Consider the following 24,327-nt stretch of genomic DNA (forward strand, 5'->3'; position numbering starts at 1 on the left):
AAGGCTCGATGGGGGCCTGTTCCATGAGCGCAAAGGGATGTGCCATGAATATGTTGAGAATCACAGGTCGAAGAGTCACTACACCGCGGATGCGCAGTCGAAATCGGGTGGCACGCGCACTCATCGGAGCCCTGGCCACGGTCGGCGTCACATCGAGCCTTGCTCTCGGCGGCGCGACGGCAGCCCGGGCTGACGATGCACCACCCGCGACGATCGTCGGCGAATCGGTGATCACCAGCTTCATCAGCCCCGGGCGCACAAGCGTCGCAGGCGACAGCGTCACCTACGGGGTCACACTCCGCGCCACCAAAGCCGGCACGGCGGCACTCACCCTCGTGATCGACGGAATGGAGTCGGTCTCCGAGTCATCCGCTCCGCGCGAATGGATCCGCCACGGAGACCTCACCGGATCTCTGGCCCACCGGCTCATCTGGTACAACATTCCGTACTTGAGCGAAGGCGACATCGTCTCGCTCTCGCTACATTTCACCGTCTACTCGAACGAGAACCTGGTCACGGCAACCCTCGCTGGTGGCCCGAGCACCACTGAGCACGTCGACGTCGTACCGGCAGGCCCGGCATGCACCGGTCTAAAGGAACTCATGCCCGCGCAGTCCGGTGCCGGCATCACAACACCACTCGACGGCGTGACCTGCCTCGCGCCTGCGGGAACACGTCTGGGCGCCGAATCTTCCGCGAGCCACGGCGAAATCGTGCCGCTCTCGGATGGCAAGCTCGCCTATCGCAGTCTTGACGCTGCCTTTACTGGCACCGAGACGTTTTACCTGTTCACCACAGATAGCCGACGGGATCGAAGCGATTCAACTCCAATCAGCATCAACGTGGTGGCGCCGGCAACAGCAGTCGCCGACGAATTCACGGTCGCGCCCGACACCACACTGACGCTGGATGCCCGGCATGGCGTCATGGCGAACGACTCCCTCCCGTTCGGGCGAGACGGCTGGTCTATCGAGTCCGGCTTTCCTCCCGCGCACGGCACCCTGGACGTTCGCGCCGACGGTGCCCTGACATTCACGCCCGAACCTGGTTTCACCGGGGACGTGACCTTTCGCTACCGCCTCGGTGGAGCATCCGGCGCCCACAGCAACGTGGTGTCGACGGTCATCCACGTCACATCGTGACCCCGCTCCGTGTGGCCGTTCTCGGTCGATAGGCGCCGACGGTCGGGCAAATGCGCAGGGCTCCTCCTGCACAACCCGGAGTGAAGGTTAACTTTGTCAGCGCAGGGCGCAAGTCCTCGCCGCGGGTGGGCGGAGATGCCAGACTGGTGCCATGAATGAGCGCGCCGGGCTGCGAGCCCTCCCCGAAGACCTGGTCGACATCAACGCTCTGGTGAGCGCGTACTACGAGCTGACGCCAGACGTGACGAACCCGGAGCAGAAGGTGATCTTCGGCACGAGCGGGCACCGCGGCTCGTCGCTCGACACGGCCTTCAACGAGACGCACATCCTGGCGATCACGCAGGCGATCGTGGAGTACCGGGCGCTGCAGGGCATCAGCGGGCCTCTCTTCATCGGCAGAGACACTCATGGGCTGTCGAAGCCGGCAGAAGACACGGCGCTTGAAGTGCTGAATGCCAACGGTGTCACCGTCTGGACCGACTCGCGTGGCTCATGGACTCCCACGCCTGCTGTCTCGCACGCGATCCTGCGTTACAACCACGCCGAGGCCGGCCACTTCGACCAGGCCGACGGCATCGTGATCACGCCGAGCCACAATCCTCCCCGCGACGGCGGTTTCAAGTACAACCCGCCGCATGGTGGCCCCGCCGACTCCGACGCGACCGGCTGGATCGCGAATCGGGCCAACGAGATCATCGCCGAAGGCCTGGTCGATGTGAAGCGCGGAGAGGCGATTCCGAGCGACACCTACGACTTCCGCGAAAACTACGTGAGCGACCTGTCGAGGGTGATCGACCTCACGAAGATCGCCGAGTCGGGCATCCACATCGGCGCAGACCCGCTCGGCGGCGCCAGCGTCGAGTACTGGGAGCTGATCGGCGAGCGCTACGGGCTCAACATCGACGTGGTCAACACCGCGGTCGACCCGCAGTGGGCGTTCATGACGCTTGACTGGGACGGCAAGATCCGTATGGACTGCTCTTCGCCCTACGCGATGGCGTCGCTCGTCGCGAACAAAGACGCCTACGACATCTCGACGGGCAACGACGCCGATGCCGACCGTCACGGCATTGTCACGCCCGACGCCGGCATCATGAACCCGAACCACTATCTCGCTGTGGCGATCCAGTACCTCTACACCCATCGCACCGAGTGGCGCGCGGATGCGGCGATCGGCAAGACGCTCGTCTCGAGCTCCATGATCGACCGGGTTGCAACCTCACTCGGCCGTACCCTGTGGGAGGTGCCGGTCGGATTCAAGTGGTTCGTTCCCGGGCTGATCGACGGAAGCGTCGCATTCGGCGGCGAGGAGTCGGCTGGGGCGTCGTTCCTGCGGTTCGATGGCAGCGTGTGGACGACCGACAAAGACGGCATCATTCTCGCTCTGCTCGCGTCGGAGATTCTCGCGGTGACGGGCAAGACGCCGTCCCAGCACTACGCCGAACTGGTCGAGAAGTTCGGCGACCCGGTCTACGAGCGCATCGATGCTGCCGCGACGAAGGCACAGAAGGCCGAGCTGGCGAAGCTCGACGGCGATGCGATTCCGGCGACACAGCTCGCTGGAGAGCCGATCACGGCGAAACTCTCGCGCGCACCGGGCAACGACGCGGCAGTGGGCGGCGTGAAAGTCACCACCGAGCACGCCTGGTTCGCAGCAAGGCCCTCGGGTACCGAAGACGTCTACAAGATCTACGCCGAATCGTTCCTCGGGGCCGACCATCTGAAGCAGGTGCAGGCCGAGGCCAAGCTGATCGTGGACGGCGCTCTTGGCGCCTAGCCGCGGCTGAGGCAGCGGCTACGGTGGCCTCGGCCACTCGCGCCCCCGCGCTCTACGCGCGAATTGAGGCGCCTGCGCCGCAGTGAGTCGGGTACATCAGTCTCACTTCAACAGACTCACCGCCGGCGGCAAAGGTAGGTTTGCTGCTGTGAGGGTCAGCCGGCGTAGTCGGGAGCGGCGGGGAGGCCGAAGAACTCTTCGAGCGTCTCAACCCCGGTGTTGTGCATCTCGGTGGAGAGCTCGGTTCCGACGTAACGGAAGTGCCAGGGTTCGTACTCGTAACCCGTGATGGCCGTCTTGTCGGCGGGGTACCGCAGAATGTAGCCGAAGCGGTAGGCGTTGGCCGCCAGCCATTTGCCTGAGGCTGTCTTGCCGAAGCAGTCGAAGTCGGTGGTGCAGCCGCTGGTCGTGTCGAGAATATCCATGGCGAGGCCGGTCTGGTGCTCGCTGAAGCCCGGGCGGGCGCTCGTCTTGTCTGCGCCGGCAACCCCGTCGATACCGACGTAGTACTGGTACGCCTTCACCTGCACGCTGTAGTCCCGGTATCCGCTCTGCGCCACGAGCTGGGTGCCGACCTCATTCTTGTCGGCGACGAACATTGCGGCCAGCGCCGCCAGTGGCGTCAGCCGAAGCTGGTAGCCATTCGGGTTGGGGATGTCCGATGGAATATCGCTGAGCTCGTTCGGAACGAAGTTCTCGGCATCGGGAATCGGGCGCAGCTTGTTCACAACGAACCAATAGCTGTTCGGGTCGTCGATCGACAGCTGTGTCTTGTCGAAGCCTGCTGGTGGGGGCGGCGTGAACGGGGGCGAGGGTGACGAAGGCGTCGGGACGGGCGAGACTGCAGGCATGGGAAGTTCGGGCGTCGAACTGGGTGACGGGACGGCCGATGTTGTACCCGCGACGTTCGCGGCGGGTGGCAGGATGCGCGGGGCGGCGATGAGCACGGCTGCGACAGTGCCGCCGACGAACAACGACAAGACGATCACGATGGTCGAGACGGCGATGACGCGGCGCCTGACCACGGTTCGCCGGGTTTCTGGCGAGCCGGGGCGTTCGGTGGAACGGCTCGGAGAGCGGGCGTCGCGCCGCCGGGGAGCGGGGGCGTGATCATCCGGAGTCTGCGGGTTGTCGGTTGCCACTCGCCAAGTGTAAAGCGGGCGCCTGTGCCACTAGCCAGCTAGGAAAGTCTGGCTCCTTTCGATCGGCAGGCGATCGCAATCATTTACTCTCAGTCAGCGATGCTGAAGAAGTGCGCGGTGCCCCCCGGATTGCTCACGGTGATGGCTTCGTCGAGGTCTCGGAACTGTGCATCGAGGGTGTGCCCGACCAGCTTGATCGAGGTGCTGCCATCGGCATTGGTGAGCACCTTGGAGACGAGCATCGTGTGGTCGACGCCGTTTCCGTTCTGGGGATCCCAGTCGAACATGACGACATCGCCGACCTTCACCTTGGCCCGGTCGCTCAGTTCGAGTCGGGTGGTGTCTGGCCGGGAGGCGAGATAGTCGTCCATCTCGTTGCCACGGATCCAGCTGTAGCTGTAGTCGCCTGTCGTCGCGTAGTCGCTGTACCAGTCATCGTTCTGCTCCCAGCCGCGGGCGAGCAGGGTCTGATTCACAATATTGCCGCAGTCGTTGTCGGGAAACCTGCCCCACTCGGCGAGGTTGTAGTTCTGCCAGTAGGTGAAGGCGTACTGGAGTTGACGGTCGACAGTGCTGATCGCCTGATAGCTGAACTGCGGGGCGGCGGCTCGGGTCGTGCCGTCAGACTGGCCGAGCGTGATCGAGACGGTTGCCGGCTGGTAGTCGGCAGCAGCCGGCGTCACCACGCTGATCGTCTGGTCGTCAGTCACCGAGAAGGATTCCGCCGGCACCCCGCCGATGAGCACCGAGACGGTCTTGCCGAGGCCCGTGCCCGTGAGCGCAAGGGCCGTGCCACCGAGCAGCGAACCGGAGGCGACACTCGCCCTGGTCACTTCGGGGACCGGCGTCGGTGAAGGGCTCGGTGTTGCTGGGACGTTTGCGTCTTCGGCGGTTGCGCGCAGGGCAACGCCGCCGACGATCGCGGTCAGGCTGGCGCCACCGGCAAAGAGGAGAAGAGCGCGACGAGAAGGCATCCATCCAGAACATCATTCGCATCTATGAATTACATGTGTGCCCCGAAAGGGGGAACACAGAGAATCACGCGCGCGGGTCCACAGAGATCTGAGTTGCACGTGCCTTTCGCGGGGTGTAACTTTGCAGTCTACGCAAACTTTTTTCGGCAGCACCCTCCCGCACTCACGCACTCCCTTTCAGAGGAATTTCATGTCTCGCGCCAGTACCTCCGGCAAAGCCCGGGCCCAATCGATCAAAGACGCCGGCGGCGTCATGTCGCACCGGCAGATCATGGTCATCATCTTCGCCTTGATGGCAGGCATGTTCCTTGCCGCCCTCGACCAGACCATTGTCGGCACCTCGATGCGTACGATTTCCGACGACTTGCACGGCCTGAGCCTGCAGGCGTGGGTGACGACCGCGTACCTCATCATGTCGACGATCTCAACGCCGATCTACGGCAAGCTCTCGGACATCTTCGGCCGTCGGCCGCTGTTCATCATCGCCATCACGATCTTCCTCGTGGGCTCGCTGCTGGCCGGCATCTCGACGTCTATGTACGAGCTCGCGGTGTTCCGTGGCATCCAGGGTCTCGGTGCCGGTGGCCTGATGGCCCTGCCCCTCGCGATCATGGGTGACATGCTCGCCCCGCGCGAGCGCGCAAAGTACCAGGGCTACTTTCTGGCCACCTTCGGCATCGCCAGCGTCATCGGCCCGCTGCTGGGCGGCCTGCTGGCCGGCTCGAATGAGATCCTCGGCATCACCGGGTGGCGCTGGGTCTTCCTGATCAACCTCCCCATCGGCATCGTCGCCCTCGCCGTCGTGCTCAAGTTCCTGCACCTGCCGCACACCAAGCGCACCGTTCGCATCGACTGGTGGGGTGCGGCCATGGTCGTGCTGGCACTCGTTCCGCTGCTCCTCGTGGCTGAACAGGGCCGTGAGTGGGGTTGGGGTTCTGCTGGGGCGTGGCTCTGTTATGTACTCTCGGCCGTCGGCATCGCCGCGTTCATCTTCGCCGAGCGCCGGATGGGCGACGATGCACTCATTCCGCTGAAGCTCTTCAGGTCATCCACCTTCTCGATGGCGACAGTGCTCGGCGTTCTCGTCGGGTTCGGCATGTTCGGTGCCATGATGACGATTCCGCTGTACCTGCAGATCGTTCAGGGCCGCACGCCCACCGAATCGGGCTTCCTCATGCTGCCGATGATCCTCGGGCTCATGATCTCGTCGATCGTCAGCGGGCAGATGATCGCCCGAACCGGCCGGTACAAGAAGTTCCCGGTCATGGGCACCGCGTTCATGGCCGTCGGTTTCTACCTGATGACGTATCTCACCGTCGACAAGCCCCTGTACTTCGTCATGATCGCGATGTTCCTCATCGGCCTGGGCCTCGGCCAGATGATGCAGACGCTCACCATCGCGTCGCAGAACTCGGTCGGCCCGCGTGACATCGGTGTGGCGACGAGCGCGTCGACCTTCTTCCGGCAGATCGGTGGAACGCTGGGCACCGCGGTCGTCTTCTCGTTCATCTTCACACGGCTGCCCACGACCGTCGCCGACGCGTTCAGCTGGACGTCGACGCAGCAGGGCATCGCCGCAGCTGCCACCGACCCGGCCGTGACGGGCAACCCGGCGAACGCACAGGTGCTCGGCTGGATCCAGAACCAGGATGTCGCCGCCATCGGCTCTGCGCTGAACGGTGACACGGCCTTCCTGAGCGTCATCGACCCGCGCCTCGCGTACCCGTTCCTCAGCGGTTTCTCGTACGCGATCGCCTCGGTCTTCTGGATCACGCTCGCCGTCATTCTGGTGGCCTTCGTGCTCGCCCTCTTCCTCAAGGCTCCCCCGCTTCGTGCGAAGTCGGCCATGCAGGAGGCAAGCGATTTGGATGCCCGTGACGACGTGCTGGCGGCTGAAGCCCTCGCTGCGGCCAACCTCACCGGTGCCATGATCGAACCCGGCACCTCGAGCGAGCAGTTCGACTCGGTCGCGGCCCCCGCCGGAGCCGCAGGCCCAGACGCACCGCGCCACGGCTGACCTCTGACGCGCCACTTCAGGTGCGCGAAAACGTCCCCAAGACTCACGTTTTGGGGACGTTTTTGCGCACCCGCGCGGTGCACGTGCCCGCCGAATGGATGCTCGGGGTTGTCGGCAGCGATCGCCTCACACACTCGAAACTCACGCTCGTCCCCCAGTGCGCGGAAACGTCCCCAAGCCTCAGTCTTTCGGGACGCTTGCGCGCACCCCGTGAAGTTCAGAGGCCGGGACGGAAGCAGGGCGCAGGTTACTCGAAGACGGTGGTCGCGGGGAGGCGCTTGCGCATGACGGCGATGGCCTCGGGGTTCTGGTCGATGAGCACGAAGTTGCGCCCGAGAGACGCCGCGACTGCCCCGGTTGTGCCGCTGCCGGCGAAGAAGTCGAGCACCCAGTCGCCCCTACGGGTCGACGCCTGCACGATGCGCCGCAGAACGCCTTCGGGCTTCTGGGTGGGGTAACCCGTCTTCTCCTTGCCGGTGGGTGACACGATGGTGTGCCACCACACGTCGGTCGGCAGCTTGCCGCGCGCGACCTTCTCCGCCGAGACGAGGCCAGGAGCCATGTATGGCTCCCGGTCGACCTCCTCTGAGTTGAAGTAGTAGGCGTCAGGGTTCTTGACGTAGACCAGGATCGTGTCGTGCTTCGTCGGCCACTTCGACTTCGACTTCGCGCCGTAGTCGTACGCCCAGATGATCTCGTTCAGAAAACTCTCGCGGCCGAACAGCGCGTCGAGCAATACCTTCGCGTAGTGCGCCTCGCGGTAGTCGAGGTGCAGGTAGAGCGTGCCGTCGTCGGCGAGCAGGCGCCAGGCCTCGAGCAGACGTGGTTCGAGGAACTCCCAGTAGTTCTCGAAGACGTCGTCATACCGCAGCAGGTCACCCTTGATCCGCTCGTAGCTGTTGCCCTTGAAACCCGTGATGGTGCCGGTGCCGGCGGATGCCCGAACGGCGGTCGTGCCCTGCCGCCGCTGCACGCGCCCGGTGTTGAAGGGCGGGTCGAGGTAGATCAGCGTGAAAGAGGAGCCGGCGAGGGCAGACAGCACCTCGAGGTTGTCGGCGTGGAGCACGCGGCTGGGCTTCGACGGCGTCTCGTCGAGGCGATCATCCGGAGTCTGAGGGCTGCCTGTCGGCGTCACCTGCTCGCGCTGTTCGTGCGGGGAGAGCGGCGAAGCGGGCATGTTCTCATTGTGACAGCAGCGCGTCAATCGGTGGCACCGCTCAGGCGCAGGGCGTACCCTCGATCAGATCATGAGTACCGAAACAAAGCACGAGCCCGACAAGAACCGTTACATGCTGCTGGTGGATGACCGGGAGGCCGGCCTCGCCGACTACCGCATCCAGGGCAGCGAGATCGTCTTCACGCACACCGAGGTCGACCCGGCCAAGCGCCAGGGAGGCCTCGGCGGCACGCTCGTCAAGGCCGCTCTGGATGATGTTCGAACGTCAACCGGACTGAAGGTTGTCGCGCAGTGCCCGTTCGTTGCCGACTGGATCGACACCCACCCCGAGTACCACGAGCTGGTCGAGCGCGGCTGAGAATGGCCCTCAGCGAGCGGGTCCTGGCGCGACCCGCGACCCGCGATCCCACGCCCGGGCCGCGCGAGGCGAGGTCAAGCCTTCGGCACGGTTGCTTGAGCGGCCGCCCGGCCCGCCACCTGCGATATTCGTCGGAGAGCGTCTTTGCAGACACGCGCTTCGACACGCACGCGCCTGGGGCGCGAGCTACTCAACCAGCGGCGGCAGCCATCACGGAACGCGCTCGATCCACTCCCTCGTGCTGAACTTCTCGTCGACGAGCTGCTGCGCCTTGGCGTACTCGTCATCGGTGATGTCTCCGGGCGTCGCGCCGTAGAGCGAGGTGAACGTCGCCTTCATACGGTCGATGATCTCGGCACGGCTGAGCCCGGTCTGGCTGCGCAGCGGGTCGACGCGTTTGGCGGCCGACTTCGTGCCCTTGTCGCTCATCTTCTCGCGGCCAATGCGCAGCACCTGCACCATCTTCTCGCCGTCGATGTCGTAGCTCATTGTCACGTGGTGCAGCACAGCACCGTTGCCGAGCCGCTTCTGGGCCGCACCGCCGATCTTGCCGGTCGGACTGGAGATGTCATTCAAGGGAACGTAACTCGCGTCGATACCGAGCGACTTCAGGGCGACGAGCACCCACTCGTCGAGAAAAGCGTAGGAGTCGGCGAAGCTGAGGCCCTGCACCAGGTCGGCCGGCGCGTAGATCGAGTACGTCACGACCGACCCGGCCTCCATGAACATGGCCCCGCCACCGCTGACCCGACGAACCACGTCGAAGCCGTACTTGGCGGCGTTCTCGGGGTCGACCTCGTTCTTGAGCGACTGGAAGCTGCCGATCACGACGGCCGGTGAATCCCACTCCCAGATGCGAAGCGTGGGAGCGCGGCGGCCCTCCCCCACTTCGACAGCCAGCACCTCATCGAGCGCCATCTGCATGACGGGAGGCACTGCCTTCGAGTGGATGATCTGCCAGTCGTAGTCTCGCCAACTCGTCGCCTTGGCAAGCGAACGCCGAATCGCGACCGCAACGCCTTCTGGCGAGAACCCGAGCAGCGTGGCATCCTTCGGCAGTGCAGCCTTGATCGCGGCCGCGATCGACGCTGCATCACTCTCGGCCGAGAGCCCGTTCACGGCGTCGTTGATGTCACCGAGCGCGCTGTCGGGCTCGAGGAAGAAGTCGCCGGCCAGTCGGAAGTCGGCGAACACCCCGTCGATGACCTCGAGGTCGACCACGACGAGCTTGCCACCAGGGACTTTGTATTCTCCATGCACCTGTTCAGCCTAACAACCGTGGGTCGCGCCCACGCTGCTCCCGTCGAAGCACAGCCCCGCCAGCGCAGGCTGTCGCGCGCGCCCGCACGCTGGACGACTCGAACTCACGGTCGGGGCGCTGTACGGCAAACAGCGGCACGCAAGTTCGGGCGGAGATCCGATACTCCGCCGCAAATGCGCACGGGGAACGCGACATCTCCGCCCAAAGTCGAGCTGGCTGGGGGCGCCGCGCCTTGCCAGCGGGGGTCAGCGGGTGGTCGGCACCACCAGGCGCTGGTCGAGCCACGCGATCAGGTCGCCGATCACCTCGTCGCGGTTCGTCTCGCGCAGGACCTCGTGCCGGGCATCCGGATACAGCTTCACGGTCACGTCGTGCAACTGGGCCTTGCGGTACGCATCAGCCAGCTTCTGCACACTGCGCTCTCCACCGAGGATGTCGTCGGTGCCGGCCAGGATGAGGATCGGGATGTCGGTGGCAAAGCTCTTGGCCGGGCGGCCAAAGAGTCGTAACCCGTCTGCCAGCCCGAACAGCTTGAGAACCTTCGCCTCGAACATGAGATCGTCTGCAGCGGCTTTCGTCTGTACGGCCACGTCGCGGCTCAGCCATTCGTAACCGGTGCCCCCGCCGCCGGGTGGGCGGTGGCGTCGGCTGAGGTCTCCGCCATCCATCGAGCCGGGCATCCGGTAGGCCGTACCCACCAGAACAGCACCCGCGTACCCGGCAGACGAGGCGTTGAGGAGCTTCTGCACCATGAGCGAGCCCCAGCTCTGGGCCAGCAGCACGATCGGCATGCCGGGGTGCTTCGCCCTGATGATCTCGGTGAACTGCCGGATGCCCGCGATCGTGGCACGCAGGCCCCCGGCTCCGAGGTGGCCGAGCCGGGTGTGGTCGCCACCGTACTGGTCGAGACCGGTCTGGCCGTGACCGCGGTGGTCGTTGGCGTAGACCGAGTAGCCGGCCGCATTAAGCTCGCGCGCGACCTGGTCGTAGCGCTCGGCGTACTCGCCGAGGCCGTGTGAGATCTGGATGATCGCGCGAGGGTTCGCGATCAGCCATTCGTAGTACGTGATGGTGACGCCGTGTTCGTCGTTGAAGGTTGGCACATGCTCATTCTGCACCCTGCCTGAACCCGAATGATGTATGCTGACGTTTTCTCATTACCGGAAGGACTGGAACGTGTCGTCACCTGTCAGCAGCGATGGCCTGGGGGCTCACCAAACACCGGGCCGGAGGCGGCGCAGGCGACGACTTCTTATTGCGGCACTGTCGGCACTTACCCTCGTCAGCGGGTTGGTGGTGATTCCGGCGACCACGGCCTCTGCCCTCTCGATCGACTGTGCATACACACCAGGTCTAGGCGACTACGCGGCACGCAACGGTATCGACTGCGAGGTGGGCACCAGCGGGGGGTTCATCAGCACGGCCGGCCCCGGCGGATTCAGCAGTGCCTTCATGCCTGGAGGTGCCGTTGCGCCGGGCATGATGTCGTCGTACTGCGTCAATGAAGCCCCCTCGATGCCCGAGGAGCTCTACGCCAGAGGCACGGTCACGACAGAGTCATACTCCTACGCCAACGGAACAGCCTCGACGTATTACTACCGTGACGGCAAGTTCTTCGCCCAGCGGGATATCTTCGACCTGCACGGCGATGGTGACACGGGCGGCCGCGACACCATCACGATCAGGGACTTCTCCCTCGGCAACGGGCTCATGGTCAAGTGGCAGCTTGACTGCCTGAACCGCACAGGATGGCTTCAATCGGTCATCGACACCAACAATGTCGACGTCGATGAGTATGTCGTCGGTCCTTCGCCGACAGCTACTCCCATTCCCACCCCTACGACCACCCCGCCAACACATTCGAGCGAACTGCCCGTCTCCAGCGCCAGCCTCACTCCGGTCGCAGGGGGAACGAACGAGTTCACGTACAGCGTGGAGCTCAAGAACACCCACGCTTTCGCGCGACCAATGAGTCTCGAAGTCGACGAGTCGACCTTCACCGTGACAAAAGTCTCAGCGATGCCACCCGGTGGCTCCTGCCCGAGCGCGAGTGGGCTCGCACTGCGCTGCGTGGTCGACCCCATGGCAGCCAACTCATCGGGAGTCTTCACCTTTCTCGTCACAGCGAAACCGACCGCGGGTTCGTCGGCCGACCTGGTCTCGATAGCCTCCGTGCACGGCCTCATCGGCGCCCATGCTGTGGGAGCAAGCTACAACCTCTCCCACGCACGGGTTTCGCCGTTCAACGGGTCGATGGAGACGACGAGCTTCATCTCGCCAGGGCACGCGCCTGCAGCGGGTGCCGACGTGACCTACGGCGTGACTCTGCGAGCGACATCTGCGGGCTCGCCGACGGTGAAACTCAGCGTGAATGGACTGGCAAACGCATCGGAGGCATCCGTTCCCGCGGGTTGGGTACGGTCTGGTTCGCTCGACGGCACGACGATCACCTACAAGGGATCGTTCATGAACGTGGGCGACATCAGGTCACTCTCACTTCACTTCAGACTCTCGGGGACGAGCAACACCGCGAGTGTTCTGTCTTCGGTGAATGATGCACCGGCAAAGACCGACACCGTGACGATCCAGCCGGATTCCCCGGTGTGCACGGGCAGCGCCGTCGTGCAGAACCGTACGGCACAGGTGCAGCTCGATGCACTCTCGTGTTCCGTTGCGGCCGGTTCGCGACTCAGCGATGTGTACCACCCCGAGGCCCACGGGCAACTCACGGTCAAACCCAGCGGCGCACTGTTCTACCGAGCCAGAGACGCCATCTTCAGCGGTGATGACACGGCCTACGTGGTTGCCATTGATTCGGCGGGCCGTGCGAGTGCGCCCACCGCGATTCCTGTGAAAATCGCACCCCCGGCCACCGCAGTCGCCGACGAATTCAGGGTGACCAGCGGCGGCTCCTTGAACGTTGCTGGTGCAGGCACCGGGTTGACGGCGAACGATGTGTTCCCTGCCGGGCGCGAGGGCTGGCTGGTCGAGGCAGGCAACCCGCCCGCAAACGGCGACGTGCAGGTGAATGCCGATGGGAGCATCCGGTACACACCGCACGCGGGGTTCCGTGGCGACGATACCTTCCGCTACCGCCTCGGAGGGCCGCAGGGAGCACACAGTGATCCGGTGACTGTGACCGTGCACGTGCAGTAGTCGTGACGCGCGGTGACGGTATGTGTGACGCCGTCACTGCGCATCAAGACTGCGCGTCAACCCTGCACACCGGGGGCTCACGTCAGGGGTGCACGTCAGCGATGTGCGTCGGGGTGCTCGACAGTGGTTTGCGTCAACGGTTTGCGTCAACGCTTTTCGTCAGGCCTCCCGGGTGATCTCCACCGAGACGAACAGGCGCGAACCGAACGGGCCGGCGTAGACACCGCGAAGCGGAGCGACGTCGTTGTAGTCACGGCCGCGACCCACGGTGACGTGGCGGTCGCCGATGTCGATGGAGTTCGTCGGGTCGAACCCGCGCCACTCCCCGCAGAACCACTCGACCCAGGCGTGCGATTCCCCGGTGACGGTCTCACCGATCGGCGCAGACGGCTTCGGGTGCAGGTAGCCCGAGACGTAGCGTGCCGGAATTCCGACGGAGCGCAGGGCGCCGAGGGCGATGTGGGTGATGTCCTGGCAGACACCCTTCTTCTCGACCCAGGCTTCGCGCGCATTCGTGTGCACGCCGGTGACGCCGGTCATGTAGTCGACCTGGCGCCCGATCTCACTGCAGATCTCGAAAGCAGCGTCGCAGGGGTTGTCGAAGCGGGCAGCGATGTCAGCAGCGAGGGCGGCAACCTCGGCCGGCGGTTCGGTGAGACGGGTCTGCTTGATCTGCTCGACGGTCGACGTGACCTTCGCCGAGGCCTCAGCGAGCCCCTCCCAACTGAGATCATGCGGCGGATGCTCGCGGGGACGTACCTCGATCAACGAGTTCGCCGTGAGTGCCAACTCCTTGTGACCCGTCAGCACCTCGAACGAGCTGACCCTGGTTCCCCAGTAGTCGACGTAGGTGTGGTTCGACGACAAAGGCGTGATGTCGAGGTTGGAGAACAGCACGAACTGGCCGTCGGAGCTCACAGGGAGCATCCGTGCCTCGTTGTAGGAGGCCTGGACTTCGCCCTCGTAGCGGTAGCCGGTGGTGTGTTTGATGCGTAGGCGGGTCATACTTTCTCACCCACCCAGCTCGGTGCGGCGTTGGTGGGGAAGTACCGCTGGCGGATAGCCTCGGACGCCTCACTCGTCGCTTCTTGCACCAGGTCCATGTGGTGAGGCAGGTCGTGCAGAATGTCCATGATCGGTCGGTACTCCAGTTGGCTGCGGATCTGGCCGAGCAGGCGCTGGGCCTGGTCGGTGACGGCGAGCCGGGTGTTTCGGGGTTCGATGTCGCGAAGGCTCTGCTCAGCTCGGGTGACCGAGAAGAGGATCGATCGGGGGAAGAGCCGGTCGAGCAGAAGGAACTCGGCGGCATTGCGCGCGCTCGGAACGCCGCGGTAGGTGCGCAGGTACGACTCGTAGGCACCGCAGGAGCGGAGAATCGTGGTCCACGACGGGCCGCTGGCCTCGGTGAGGCTGCGGGTGGCGAGCAGGCGGGCCGTCATGTCTGCGCGTTCGAGGCTGCGGCCGAGGGTGAAGAAGTGCCAGGCTTCGTCGCGGCTGGCCGCTGACTCCTGGATGCCGACGGCGAGCGCCGAGCGCTCACGCACCCAGGCGAAGAACTCGTGTGTCTTCTCGACCGCGATCTTGCGCGGCATGCGGGCGCGGGTGGTGTTGAGGCACTCCCACAACTCTGTCGAGACGATCTCGCGGGCACGGCGAGCGTTCTCGCGGGCGGCGCCGAGCGAGTAGGCGATCGACGCGGGCTGCGTGCGGTCGACAGCGAGGATCGCCAGCACGTCGGCACGAGTCAATTCGTGATCGTCCGGTGGGATCTCACTGCCCATGACCGCGAGGAGCGACCGGCAGGCGAGGTTCTCCTCGATCCACGGGTCTTCGAGCAGCAACTGGAGGTGCACGTCGAGGATGCGCGCGGTGCCGTCACTGCGCTCGATGTAGCGGCCGATCCAGAACAGGGACTCGGCGATTCGGCTCAGCATTGTGCTGCTCCTTCGGTTCGCGCGGCGGGCAGGGCGTCTGCGTTGACCGCGCGGGGGGCGGGGAGGGGAAGGTCAAGCGATCGCGATGCGAAGGTCCGGGCATCCGGCACCAGTCGCTGCTGCTGCTGTTGCTCCTGCTGGTCCTGGTGCGAGCGTGGCTTGTCGTACGGCGAATGGTCGGGGGTGTGCCCCACGATGGGGATCGCCTGCGTGTTCGCTGCCTGGTCGGCGACGAGGCCCTGGATGTTCTGCGCCACAACGGCAGTGCCGTCGATGGGCGAGAACCCGCCGGCGAACCCGACGACCCAGGTGTCTTTCGACCCACCGCCCTGCGACGAGTTCACCACGAGCTCGCCTTCGGGCAGCGCGACGCGGGTGAGCCCGCCGGGCAGCACCCACACGTCTTTGCCGTCGTTCACCGCGAAGGGGCGCAGGTCGGCGTGCCGCGGGCGCATTCCGTCTTCGACGAGCGTCGGTATGGTCGACAACTGGATGACCGGCTGGGCGATCCAGCCACGCGGGTCTTTGATCAGCCTCTTGCGAAGAGCTTCGAGCTCCTTGGCCGAAGCGGCGGGCCCCACGACCAGCCCCTTGCCGCCTGAGCCGTCGACAGGCTTCACGACGAGTTCGGCGAGCCGGTCGAGCACTTCTTCGAGAGCACCCGGGTCTTCGAGGCGCCAGGTGTCGACGTTCGGGATGAGCGGCTCTTCTGACAGGTAGTACCTGATCAGGTCGGGCAGGTACGTGTAGACGAGCTTGTCATCGGCGACACCGTTACCCACCGCATTCGCGATGGTGACGTTGCCGAGGCGCGCAGCGAGCAGGATGCCCGGCGAACCCAGCATCGAATCCGCACGGAACTGCAATGGGTCGAGGAACTCGTCGTCGACGCGCCGGTAGATCACGTCGACGCGCGTCGGCCCTGCCGTCGTGCGCATCCACACCCGGCCACCGGAGCAGAAGAGGTCACGGCCCTCGACGAGTTCGATGCCCATCAGGCGAGCAAGCAGGGTGTGCTCGAAGTAGGCGGAGTTGTAGACACCCGGGGTGAGCACGACCACATTCGGGTCTTCGACGCCTTCGGGGGCAGACGCGCGAAGGGCCTGCAGGAGCTTGTTGGGGTAGTCGCCGACCGGGCGCACCCGCATCGAGACGAAGAGTTCGGGCAGGGTCTGCGCCATGACCCGGCGATTCGAGATGACGTAACTCACGCCAGAGGGCACGCGAACATTGTCTTCGAGAACGCGCCAGGCGCCCTTCTCGTCGCGGATCAGGTCGATGCCGGAGACCTGGATGCGCACGCCGTTGGCGCTCACGATGCCCGCGGCCTCGCGGTGGAAGTGGCTGGACGAGCTGACGAGCCCGGCGGGGATGACGCCGTCGCGAATGGCGTTCTGCGACCCGTAGATGTCGGAGAGGAACGCCTCGAGGGCCCTGACCCGCTGCTTGATGCCCTTCTCGACGCCGACCCATTCCTTCTGTTCGATGACACGGGGCACCGCGTCGAGCGGGAACGGTCGCTCCTCACCGGCGAAGTCGAACGTCACTCCCTGTGCGAGATAGGAGCTGGCCAGGGCATCAGTGCGCCCCCGCAGCTCTTCTTGCGTCATACGTGCGAGCGCGTTGTAGATGTCTTTGTACGCCGCACGTGCTTCAACGGGAGACGACGAGTCTGGTTCGGGGAACATCTCGTCGTATGCGCTCGCGCCCTTGATGGGCTTGCGAGGCAAGAGGGTGGCGCCATAGCCGGCGAACAGGTCAACCATGGTTGCGAGCCTAGCGCTGGGTTGTTGCCGGTGTGTTTCTTGCTGACGGGTACGGCCTCACGCGGCAGTGCCAAGTCCGTTCCCGCCTTCGGCGGATCGTGTGGTTGAGTGGTTCAATGACGAAGAAGAATGCGTATCCCGCAAGCACGACCGGCCGAACGATTGCCCGGGTGCTGCTGGGCAGCATCCTCGTGTTCGCGGGGACGAGCCACCTGACGTTCGCGCGAAAGGACTTCCAGGCGCAGGTTCCCGACTTTGTACCGCTCTCACCCGACGCCACCGTGCTCGCGTCAGGGGTGGTCGAGATCTCGCTCGGGTCGGCGCTGCTGCTTTCGCGAAAGCACCGCACCACCGTCGGATGGATCGCCGCGACCTTCTTCACGGCGATCTTTCCGGGTAACATCGCCCAGCTCGTGAACCATCGCGATGCGTTCGGGCTCGACACCGACACGAGGCGCGCAGTGCGACTGGTCTTCCAGCCCGTGTTGGTGCTCTGGGCGCTCTGGAGCACGGGCGCCTGGCTGAACCGGCGGCGCGCCAAGTAACGAGCGGCACGCGTTTTCGACAGCCGCGCGGTCGAGCTGCGCGCCTGAGCCTCAGTCTCGCGTCGTGGTCACGCTGGCTGCGCCCCGAGCCACCCCACCGAGCGGGCAGCCGCGGCACTGGCGGCCTTCATCGCTGCTTGCGCCGAGTCGCCGCGCGAAAGCCGCGCCGCGAGGGTTCCGCAGTAGGTGTCGCCTGCGCCCGTCGTATCGACCACGTCTGCCACGGGCGAACCCGGCACGGTGATGCCTCCCCAGCGCGAACCGTCGGGGCCGAGTGTGACCAGGAGCGAGTCAGGTTCGATACCGGATGCCCGGAGCTCCGCCGCTTCGTGCTCATTCACAATGACGGGGTCGGCCAGCGCCAGAACGTCGGCCGGTAGTTCGGCGAAAGGAGCGAGGTTCAGCACGATTCGGGCTCCGGTTGCCGAAGCCCAGCGGATCGCCTGGCGCACGACGTCGAGATCGAGCTCCAGGGATACGAGGAGCACATCATCCTCGCTGAGGGGGGAGGGCTCGGAGTCGTAGACCGTGTCGGTCGTGCGCAGACTCGGAACGCCAGCCAAATCTGCTGACCGGGCGTCATCGCCATCGATGTCGGCTGCAGCAGCGATTTCGCCGTCCTCGGCAAACGGGGCACGGGTGACAGGTGCGAGTTCTTCCCGGCGCAGCAGCGTCAGATCCGAAAGCGCGACGCGAGCGTTCGCGCCGGGCGAGACGATGATCGTGTTCTCCCCGTGCGCGTCGACGGCGATCATCGCGTGACCAGTGGTGACGCCCTTCGTGACAGTGAGCGGACGAATGTCGATCGATCTCGTCGCGAGGCGTGTGCGATAGTCACGACCGTCGCCGTCGTCGCCGACCCGGCCGATGAAGACGACATCGGCTCCCGCTTCGGCCGCTGCGACGGCCTGGTTCGCGCCCTTTCCTCCCCAGAAGGTCGCAAGATCACCGCCACGGAGGGTCTCACCCGGAAGCGGGTGCCTCTCGACCCTCACAACCGAGTCGACGTTCAGCGAACCCAGTACAAATACGCGACCCATGAACGACTTCCTGCCTGTGCCCAAACCCTTCGGGCAGAACAAGCCTAGGCGAGGGGTCTGGATCGTGCCGCTCTAAAGCGCGCACTGCCAGCGTGCGAGGAGAGCGTTTCTCCCCGCACGCTTCAGTTTCCACTCTCAGCTGGTGGCGGCCGCTGAGGTCAGGTCGTACAGCGTGGTTCCATCGACCGTCGTCGCCGTGTAGTTCGCGACGACCCAGGCCGCAATGCTCGATGATGCCGAGCTGCCACCGTTCGGCGCCCCGATGTTGCCAGAGGAGATGAAGTAGTGAATCTGCCCCGAGGCCACATAGGCCTGGAACTGCTCCAACGTCGGTGAGGGATCACTGCCGTTGAATCCGCCGAGCGGCATGACCGCCGCCTGGCTGGCCAGCTGGTAGCTTGCGGCATTCTGCGAGCCCACCGCCGCTGCGGCCCAGGTGTAGCTCGAGGCGTCGGCCGCCAACAGTGCGCTGACCTGGGCACTCACGGTCGCACCCCCGAGGAGGCCGCCTCCACCCATTCCGCCACCGCGGGTGCCAGCGGCGGCCGCGCCACCCGTTCCACCCGCCGTCGTTCCGCCTGCGGTACCACCGGCCGTTCCGGTGCCGGGTTGGCCCGCACCGAAAGGAGGAGTGAATCCGCCCGTCGTACCCGGCCCACCCGCCGTTCCGCCGGGGGGAGTACCCCCGCCGCCTGCGCCACCACCTCGACCGAAGCCGCCGCCGCGTCCGAAGCCGGTGGACGACGCAACCGTCGGCCCTGCAGTGACGATCGAACCGGTGTGCCCCGTGGAGATCGTCTGAAGCGTGTACGCGGTCGGTGCCAGAAGCACGGCGACGAGGGAGACGACGACCGCGGTCACCCGAAGCGCTCTCCGTTTCCAGCGGAACGCGAGCAGCAGTGCCCCGACGACGGCGAGCGCGAGCACCACGAACTTGAGCCACGGCAGCCAGTCAGTGGCCCGAGTCAGGAGCGCAAAAGCCCAGATGCCCGTGCCCAGAACGAGTGCCGCAGACAGGAGCCTGGCCCAGAGTTGACGCCGTGTGTTCCAGAGCATCACGGCCCCGGCCCCGACGACCCCTGCGATCGCGGGTGCCAGCGCCACGGTGTAGTAGGCGTGGAAGATGCCCGACATGAAGCTGAAGATGAGACCGGTGAGAACGAGCCAGCCGCCGAACATGACGAAGATGGCTCGCCGGGCATCCGTTCGCTTCTGCCGACGGAGGAGGAAGAACGACACCACAAGGAGAACGAGTGCCGCCGGGATGAGCCACGCGATCTGGCCCCCGAACTCGCCGTCGAGAAGGCGGGTGATGCCTGTCGCACCCCACTGGCCTCCCCCGGCAGCAGCGTTGCCGGCTCCGCCTGTGACGCTGCCGGTCTCGGCGCCCGTGAGGCGGCCGAAGCCGTTGTACCCGAAGGTCAGCTCGAGAAAGTCGTTGTTCTGGGACCCGCCGACGTAGGGGCGGAGCGTCGCCGGCACGAGCTCGACCAACGCGACCCACCAGCCGGCGGAGACGATAACTGCGCCGAATGCAGCGAGCAGGTGCAGCAGGCGCTTGCCGAATTTCACCGGCCCGGCCCAGGCGTAGGCAAGGGCAAGGGGCGGGAGGATGACGAACGCCTGGAGCTGTTTCGTCAGGATTCCGAACCCGATCATGACGCCAGCCAGGAGCAGCCAGCGCACGCGGCCACTCTCGATCGCCCGCAGGGTGAAGTAGACCGACGCCGTCATCAGGAGGACGAGCAGGGCATCGGGGTTGTTGAACCGGAACATCAGAGCCGCTACAGGAGTGCTCGCGAGCACTCCACCGGCGAGCAACGCGGCTCCCGGTGAGAAGTGGCGCCTCACGATCAGATAGACCAGGGCAACCGTGACGACGCCCATGAGCACCTCCGGAAGGAGGATCGACAGGGAACTCAGGCCGAAGATCCGCACGGAGATCGCCATGGCCCAGAGGCTCGCCGGAGGCTTGTCGACGGTGATCGAGTTGCCCGCGTCAGAGGAGCCGAAGAGGAATGCCTCCCAGTTCTGCGACCCGGCCTGCACGGCTGCAGAGTAGAACTCATTCGCGTAGCCGCTGCTCGTGAGGTTGTAGAGGTAAGCCACTGAAGTGATCAGGAGCAGGCCTATGAAGGCCGGGCGCTCCCACACGGCGTTGGTGGAACGGCCGCGCACGAGCCACCGGCCTAAGGAGCGGATTCTGCCCCCGAAGTCGGCCGGCACGGGGTTGGCAATGCCACTGCTGGACGCGGACGGCCGGGGAAGGGTGCTGCTGTTCATCAGGCTGCGCTCGCTTTCTGTGAAGAGTTCTGTTCGGCCGCGTCTGGCACGCTGAGAGACTGTGTCGCACTGAGAGTCTCAGCTGCGCGCTTTCCGTCGGAGGCCGAGATCACCGAGACAGTAGAGAACGCGGGTTCCTGGCCCGATGTGAGGGAGAGATGCGAGACGTCGATGCCAGCTGATTTCGGAGCACGGAACACCCAGCGGCGAAGAAGCACGAAACGCAGCACGGTCGCCACGAGGTTGGCTGCGGTGAGCACGATCAGCTCGACCGCAGTGCCAGCGTTCGGCGCCAGGGCAGCAAGCACGACGAGAGAGCCCGAAGTAATGACCCACGCGAGTCCGAACACGATCAGGCCCTGGAACTGGTGGGTGACAGCCTTCGACGGCCCCCTGATCGCGAAGGTGAAGCGACGGTTCGCCCAGGTGTTGGCCACAGCAGTGATGAGGAGCGCGCTGAAGTTCGCGGCCTGGGCCCCGAGGACTCCCTGCAGCAGCAGGTAAAGCACCGCATAGGCCGCAGTCGAGAGCGCACCGACCACCCCGAACCGCAGCACTTGGCCGAGGAACGACGGCCTGGCCACCGGCCCGATCGGCGTGCGGCCGAGCTCGGCATAGATCGACTGCACCGGTATCGCACCTCTGGCAAGATCGCGCCCCACCCGGAAGACACCGCGCAGGTCATCCCTGATGGTGGGCATGATCTCCACGCGTGAGTCCGTGTCGTCGATCCAGTCGACCGGTACCTCATGGATGCGAAGCCCGCTGCGCTGGGCGATGATCAGCAGTTCGGTGTCGAAGAACCACGAGTCATCCTGAACCAGCGGCAACAACCTGGCGGCCACGTCAGCACGGATCGCCTTGAAGCCGCACTGTGCGTCAGAGAAACTGGCACCCAGCGTGCCGTGCAGCAGAACGTTGTAGCTGCGGGAGATGAATTCGCGCTTGCCGCCGCGTACCACTCGCGACGAACGGGAGAGCCGCGTACCGATCGCCATGTCTGAGTGCCCCGAGAGCAACGGCGCGACAAGAGGTGGCAGCGCTGCAAGATCGGTTGACAGGTCGACATCGACATATGCGAGCACGCCAGCCATCGACGAGCCCCACGCCAGCTTGAGCGCGTGACCGCGGCCCTTGCGCCCGGTGTGAATGACGCGTACACCATCGATCTCGTCGGCCAGCCGGTCGGCGATCTGGGGCGTGCCATCGGTACTGGCGTTGTCGGCGATGGTGATCTGCCAGGTCGTCGACATCTCGTCGGCGAGGTAGACAGCGAGGCGGCGGATGCTGGCGTCGAGAGCGAACTGCTCGTTGTAGACGGGCACCACGACGTCCAGGGCGAGGAGGGAGCCATGCGGGGTCATGGGAAGACTCTCTCGCCTCGGCCTCGCAGCGGTCTTGCGGTTTGCTATGACTCGCCTATGAACGTGCGGGCCCGGGGCGCGACGCCATTCTCGTCACGCTTCCCTGTTCGTCGATCATGCGATAACCTGTGGTCAGACCACATGGTCCTACCACACCCATGACACCGAGCGAAGGGATGATCGGGGCCCCGCAATGTCGCAGACCACACGTTCGCTCACCGCACCCGTGCCCTCCTCCTCACGCGTGGACGGCTCCGCCGCCACCTCGCCCCGCGCCTGGGAGGCCGTTCTCGCCCACCTCGAGGCACGGCTCGTCTCCGGCGACCTCGCACCCGGCGACCACCTGCCCTCCGAACGAACGCTCGCGTCTGAGCTCGGGGTGAGCCGATCATCCGTTCGCGAAGCATTGCGCGTGCTCGAAGTGCTCGGGCTCCTCCGCACCCAGACGGGGTCTGGGCCGGAATCCGGCGCGATCATCATCGCCCGGCCCTCCGGCGGCATGTCGTCGCTCATGCGCCTGCAGGTCGCAGCCCAGGGCTTTCGGGTCGACGATGTCGTAAGCACCCGCCTCATTCTCGAGACGGCCATTGCCGGCCAATTGGCCGAGCGCGGCGCGACGCCCGGACTCGCTCCGCTCGACCTCTCGGCAGCGACCGAGATCCTCGACGCGATGGAGGCGACGGGCGACCGTGAACCGACTCCGCCGGAGTTCCTGGCGCTCGACGCGCAGTTCCACTTCTCGCTCGCCGAAGCCGCCGGCAATGACGTGATCGCCTCGATGATGACGGGCCTCCGCAACTCGATCGAGGGGTACTCGATTGCCGGCGCGCGCAACCTGGCCTCGTGGTCGACCACGGCAACGAGGTTGAAGCGCGAGCATCGGTCGATCATCCGGGCCATCGAGGCGGCCGATTCGCAAGCCGCTCGCTCGGCCGTCACTGAGCACATCACCGGGTACTACGCCGAAGCCGGGTTCGGGCAGACCGCGCTCCTTCTCCCTCACAACCCGGACAGCCCTCACAATCCAAGCAGCTCAGACAACCCAGACAACCCCACGCCGAAAGGATCGATCCCCGCCCATGGTTGACCGCAGAATCCCCAAGGTACGCGACCTCGCACCGCTCATGCACTTCAAGACGCCCGACCTGAATGCGAAGCGCCGCCGCCTCGAGGGTGCGCTGACCATCGCCGACCTGCGAGCCATCGCCAAACGGCGAACGCCCAAGGCTGCCTTCGACTACACAGAGGGTGCCGCCGAGGGCGAGATCAGCCTCGCTCGTGCCCGCCAGGCCTTCGAAGACATCCAGTTCACCCCGTCGATCCTGCGTGATGTGTCGAAAGTCACAACGGGCTGGGACGTGCTCGGCGCACCCGTCGCGATGCCATTCGGCATTGCGCCGACCGGCTTCACCCGCATGATGCAGACCGAGGGCGAGATCGCCGGTGCCGGCGCAGCCGCCGCAGCTGGCATCCCCTTCTCGTTGTCGACCATGGGCACCACGGCCATCGAAGACGTCAAGGCAGTGAACCCGAACGGCCGCAACTGGTTCCAGCTGTACATGTGGAAGGATCGCGAGCGCTCGATGGCGCTGGTCGACAGGGCAGCCAAGGCCGGTTTCGACACCCTTCTGGTGACCGTCGACGTACCCGTGGCCGGTGCCCGTCTCCGCGACAAGCGAAACGGATTCTCCATTCCCCCGCAGCTCACGCTCGGAACCGTCATCAATGCGCTCCCACGCCCCGAATGGTGGATCAACTTTCTCACCACCGAGCCACTCGCGTTCGCCTCGCTCGACCGCTGGTCGGGAACCGTCGGCGAGTTGCTCGACTCCATGTTCGACCCGACGGTCACCTTCGACGACCTCGCCTGGATCAAGGCGCAGTGGCCGGGCAAGATCGTCGTCAAGGGCGTTCAGAACGTGTCGGATGCCCGGCGACTCGCCGATCTGGGCGTCGACGGTATCGTGCTCTCCAACCATGGCGGCCGCCAGCTCGACCGTGCGCCCATCCCGTTCCACCTGCTGCCCGAGGTCGTCCGCGAAGTCGGATCAGAATACGAAGTGCACCTCGACACGGGCATCATGTCGGGCGCCGACATCGTCGCAGCCGTAGCGCTCGGCGCCCGCTTCACGTTGGTGGGCCGCGCCTACCTCTACGGGCTCATGGCTGGGGGGCGCGAGGGCGTCGACCGCATGATCGCGATCCTCTCGGGTGAGATCATCCGCACTATGCGCCTGCTCGGCGTGAACTCGCTCGAAGAGCTGACGCCGTCGCATGTGACCCAGCTCGAGCGCCTCATCCCGCGCGCTGGAGCTATGAGCGAGCATCCAGTGGATGCTCGCCGCGACGCCAGCGCCGACGAAGCTGTGCTTCGGCGGTAACACGCCCGCC

At 65.5% G+C, this 24,327-nt stretch carries 19 protein-coding genes; 8 read left to right on the forward strand and 11 right to left on the reverse strand.

The window, feature by feature from the left end; genetic code table 11:
• Positions 1 to 89: 89 nt before the first annotated feature.
• Together KPL76_RS04020 and pgm are read left to right on the forward strand one after the other, a co-directional pair.
• Entirely contained in the window at positions 90 to 1,142 is a 1,053-nt protein-coding gene (locus tag KPL76_RS04020) for an Ig-like domain-containing protein (RefSeq protein WP_216335229.1), read from the forward strand.
• Between the two features lie 151 nt (positions 1,143 to 1,293).
• Positions 1,294 to 2,919, forward strand: coding sequence for a phosphoglucomutase (alpha-D-glucose-1,6-bisphosphate-dependent) (pgm, locus tag KPL76_RS04025; protein WP_216335230.1), 1,626 nt, complete (start codon positions 1,294 to 1,296; stop codon positions 2,917 to 2,919).
• Positions 2,920 to 3,074: 155 nt separating this feature from the next.
• On the opposite strand, the gene KPL76_RS04030 is transcribed toward pgm, so the two are convergent.
• Both KPL76_RS04030 and KPL76_RS04035 read right to left on the reverse strand, forming a co-directional pair.
• Entirely contained in the window at positions 3,075 to 4,061 is a 987-nt protein-coding gene (locus KPL76_RS04030) for a M15 family metallopeptidase (protein ID WP_216335231.1), read from the reverse strand.
• An 89-nt stretch (positions 4,062 to 4,150) separates the two neighbouring features.
• Positions 4,151 to 5,035, reverse strand: a complete 885-nt coding sequence (locus tag KPL76_RS04035) for an IPT/TIG domain-containing protein (RefSeq protein WP_216335232.1) — start codon at positions 5,033 to 5,035, stop codon at positions 4,151 to 4,153.
• A 253-nt stretch (positions 5,036 to 5,288) separates the two neighbouring features.
• Here KPL76_RS04035 and KPL76_RS04040 point away from each other — a divergent pair, with 253 nt between their 5' ends.
• Entirely contained in the window at positions 5,289 to 7,052 is a 1,764-nt protein-coding gene (locus tag KPL76_RS04040) for an MDR family MFS transporter (RefSeq protein ID WP_216336034.1), read from the forward strand.
• A gap of 247 nt (positions 7,053 to 7,299) precedes the next feature.
• Here the strand turns inward: KPL76_RS04040 and KPL76_RS04045 are convergent, their stop codons facing one another.
• Positions 7,300 to 8,229 (reverse strand): site-specific DNA-methyltransferase, encoded by a 930-nt coding sequence (locus tag KPL76_RS04045; protein WP_216335233.1) that lies wholly within the window; start codon positions 8,227 to 8,229, stop codon positions 7,300 to 7,302.
• A gap of 70 nt (positions 8,230 to 8,299) precedes the next feature.
• On the opposite strand from KPL76_RS04045, the gene KPL76_RS04050 reads away from it, so the two are divergent.
• A complete protein-coding gene (locus KPL76_RS04050; RefSeq protein ID WP_216335234.1) occupies positions 8,300 to 8,587 on the forward strand; it encodes a GNAT family N-acetyltransferase in 288 nt (95 codons plus the stop codon).
• A 210-nt stretch (positions 8,588 to 8,797) separates the two neighbouring features.
• Here the strand turns inward: KPL76_RS04050 and KPL76_RS04055 are convergent, their stop codons facing one another.
• Entirely contained in the window at positions 8,798 to 9,847 is a 1,050-nt protein-coding gene (locus tag KPL76_RS04055) for a biotin/lipoate A/B protein ligase family protein (RefSeq protein ID WP_216335235.1), read from the reverse strand.
• Between the two features lie 246 nt (positions 9,848 to 10,093).
• On the reverse strand, positions 10,094 to 10,951 hold the full coding sequence (locus tag KPL76_RS04060; RefSeq protein WP_216335236.1) for an alpha/beta hydrolase: 858 nt from the start codon (positions 10,949 to 10,951) through the stop codon (positions 10,094 to 10,096).
• A 73-nt stretch (positions 10,952 to 11,024) separates the two neighbouring features.
• On the opposite strand from KPL76_RS04060, the gene KPL76_RS04065 reads away from it, so the two are divergent.
• On the forward strand, positions 11,025 to 13,004 hold the full coding sequence (locus KPL76_RS04065) for an Ig-like domain-containing protein (RefSeq protein ID WP_216335237.1): 1,980 nt from the start codon (positions 11,025 to 11,027) through the stop codon (positions 13,002 to 13,004).
• 159 nt (positions 13,005 to 13,163) lie between these two features.
• Here KPL76_RS04065 and KPL76_RS04070 read toward each other — a convergent pair whose 3' ends face one another.
• The 3 genes from KPL76_RS04070 to KPL76_RS04080 are packed head-to-tail and all read right to left on the reverse strand — an operon-like array spanning position 13,164 to position 16,704.
• Positions 13,164 to 14,009 (reverse strand): transglutaminase family protein, encoded by an 846-nt coding sequence (locus KPL76_RS04070; RefSeq protein WP_216335238.1) that lies wholly within the window; start codon positions 14,007 to 14,009, stop codon positions 13,164 to 13,166.
• The gene (locus KPL76_RS04075; RefSeq protein WP_205106251.1) at positions 14,006 to 14,938 is read right to left on the reverse strand and encodes an alpha-E domain-containing protein; all 933 of its coding nucleotides are present in this window, start codon (positions 14,936 to 14,938) and stop codon (positions 14,006 to 14,008) included. The genes KPL76_RS04070 and KPL76_RS04075 overlap by 4 nt, the downstream gene beginning before the upstream one ends.
• The gene (locus tag KPL76_RS04080) at positions 14,932 to 16,704 is read right to left on the reverse strand and encodes a circularly permuted type 2 ATP-grasp protein (RefSeq protein WP_216335239.1); all 1,773 of its coding nucleotides are present in this window, start codon (positions 16,702 to 16,704) and stop codon (positions 14,932 to 14,934) included. The genes KPL76_RS04075 and KPL76_RS04080 overlap by 7 nt, the downstream gene beginning before the upstream one ends.
• A 116-nt stretch (positions 16,705 to 16,820) precedes the next feature.
• Here KPL76_RS04080 and KPL76_RS04085 point away from each other — a divergent pair, with 116 nt between their 5' ends.
• On the forward strand, positions 16,821 to 17,249 hold the full coding sequence (locus tag KPL76_RS04085; RefSeq protein ID WP_216335240.1) for a DoxX family membrane protein: 429 nt from the start codon (positions 16,821 to 16,823) through the stop codon (positions 17,247 to 17,249).
• Between the two features lie 68 nt (positions 17,250 to 17,317).
• Here KPL76_RS04085 and KPL76_RS04090 read toward each other — a convergent pair whose 3' ends face one another.
• From KPL76_RS04090 to KPL76_RS04100, 3 genes are all read right to left on the reverse strand, one after another.
• Positions 17,318 to 18,289 (reverse strand): PfkB family carbohydrate kinase, encoded by a 972-nt coding sequence (locus tag KPL76_RS04090; RefSeq protein WP_216335241.1) that lies wholly within the window; start codon positions 18,287 to 18,289, stop codon positions 17,318 to 17,320.
• A gap of 135 nt (positions 18,290 to 18,424) precedes the next feature.
• Positions 18,425 to 20,572: a glycosyltransferase family 39 protein gene (locus KPL76_RS04095; RefSeq protein ID WP_216335242.1), complete on the reverse strand. Its 2,148-nt coding sequence runs from the start codon at positions 20,570 to 20,572 to the stop codon at positions 18,425 to 18,427.
• Positions 20,572 to 21,936, reverse strand: coding sequence for a bifunctional glycosyltransferase family 2/GtrA family protein (locus tag KPL76_RS04100; protein WP_216335243.1), 1,365 nt, complete (start codon positions 21,934 to 21,936; stop codon positions 20,572 to 20,574). The genes KPL76_RS04095 and KPL76_RS04100 overlap by 1 nt, the downstream gene beginning before the upstream one ends.
• A 193-nt stretch (positions 21,937 to 22,129) precedes the next feature.
• Between KPL76_RS04100 and KPL76_RS14890 the strand changes: the two genes are divergently transcribed.
• Complete coding sequence (locus tag KPL76_RS14890; RefSeq protein ID WP_216335244.1) at positions 22,130 to 23,023, forward strand: FadR/GntR family transcriptional regulator; 894 nt, start codon at positions 22,130 to 22,132, stop codon at positions 23,021 to 23,023.
• Positions 23,016 to 24,317, forward strand: a complete 1,302-nt coding sequence (locus KPL76_RS04110; protein WP_216335245.1) for an alpha-hydroxy acid oxidase — start codon at positions 23,016 to 23,018, stop codon at positions 24,315 to 24,317. Before KPL76_RS14890 ends, KPL76_RS04110 begins: the two co-directional genes overlap by 8 nt.
• Positions 24,318 to 24,327: the final 10 nt, after the last annotated feature.

It is taken from the genome of Subtercola sp. PAMC28395 (assembly GCF_018889995.1).
GTDB lineage: Bacteria > Actinomycetota > Actinomycetes > Actinomycetales > Microbacteriaceae > Subtercola.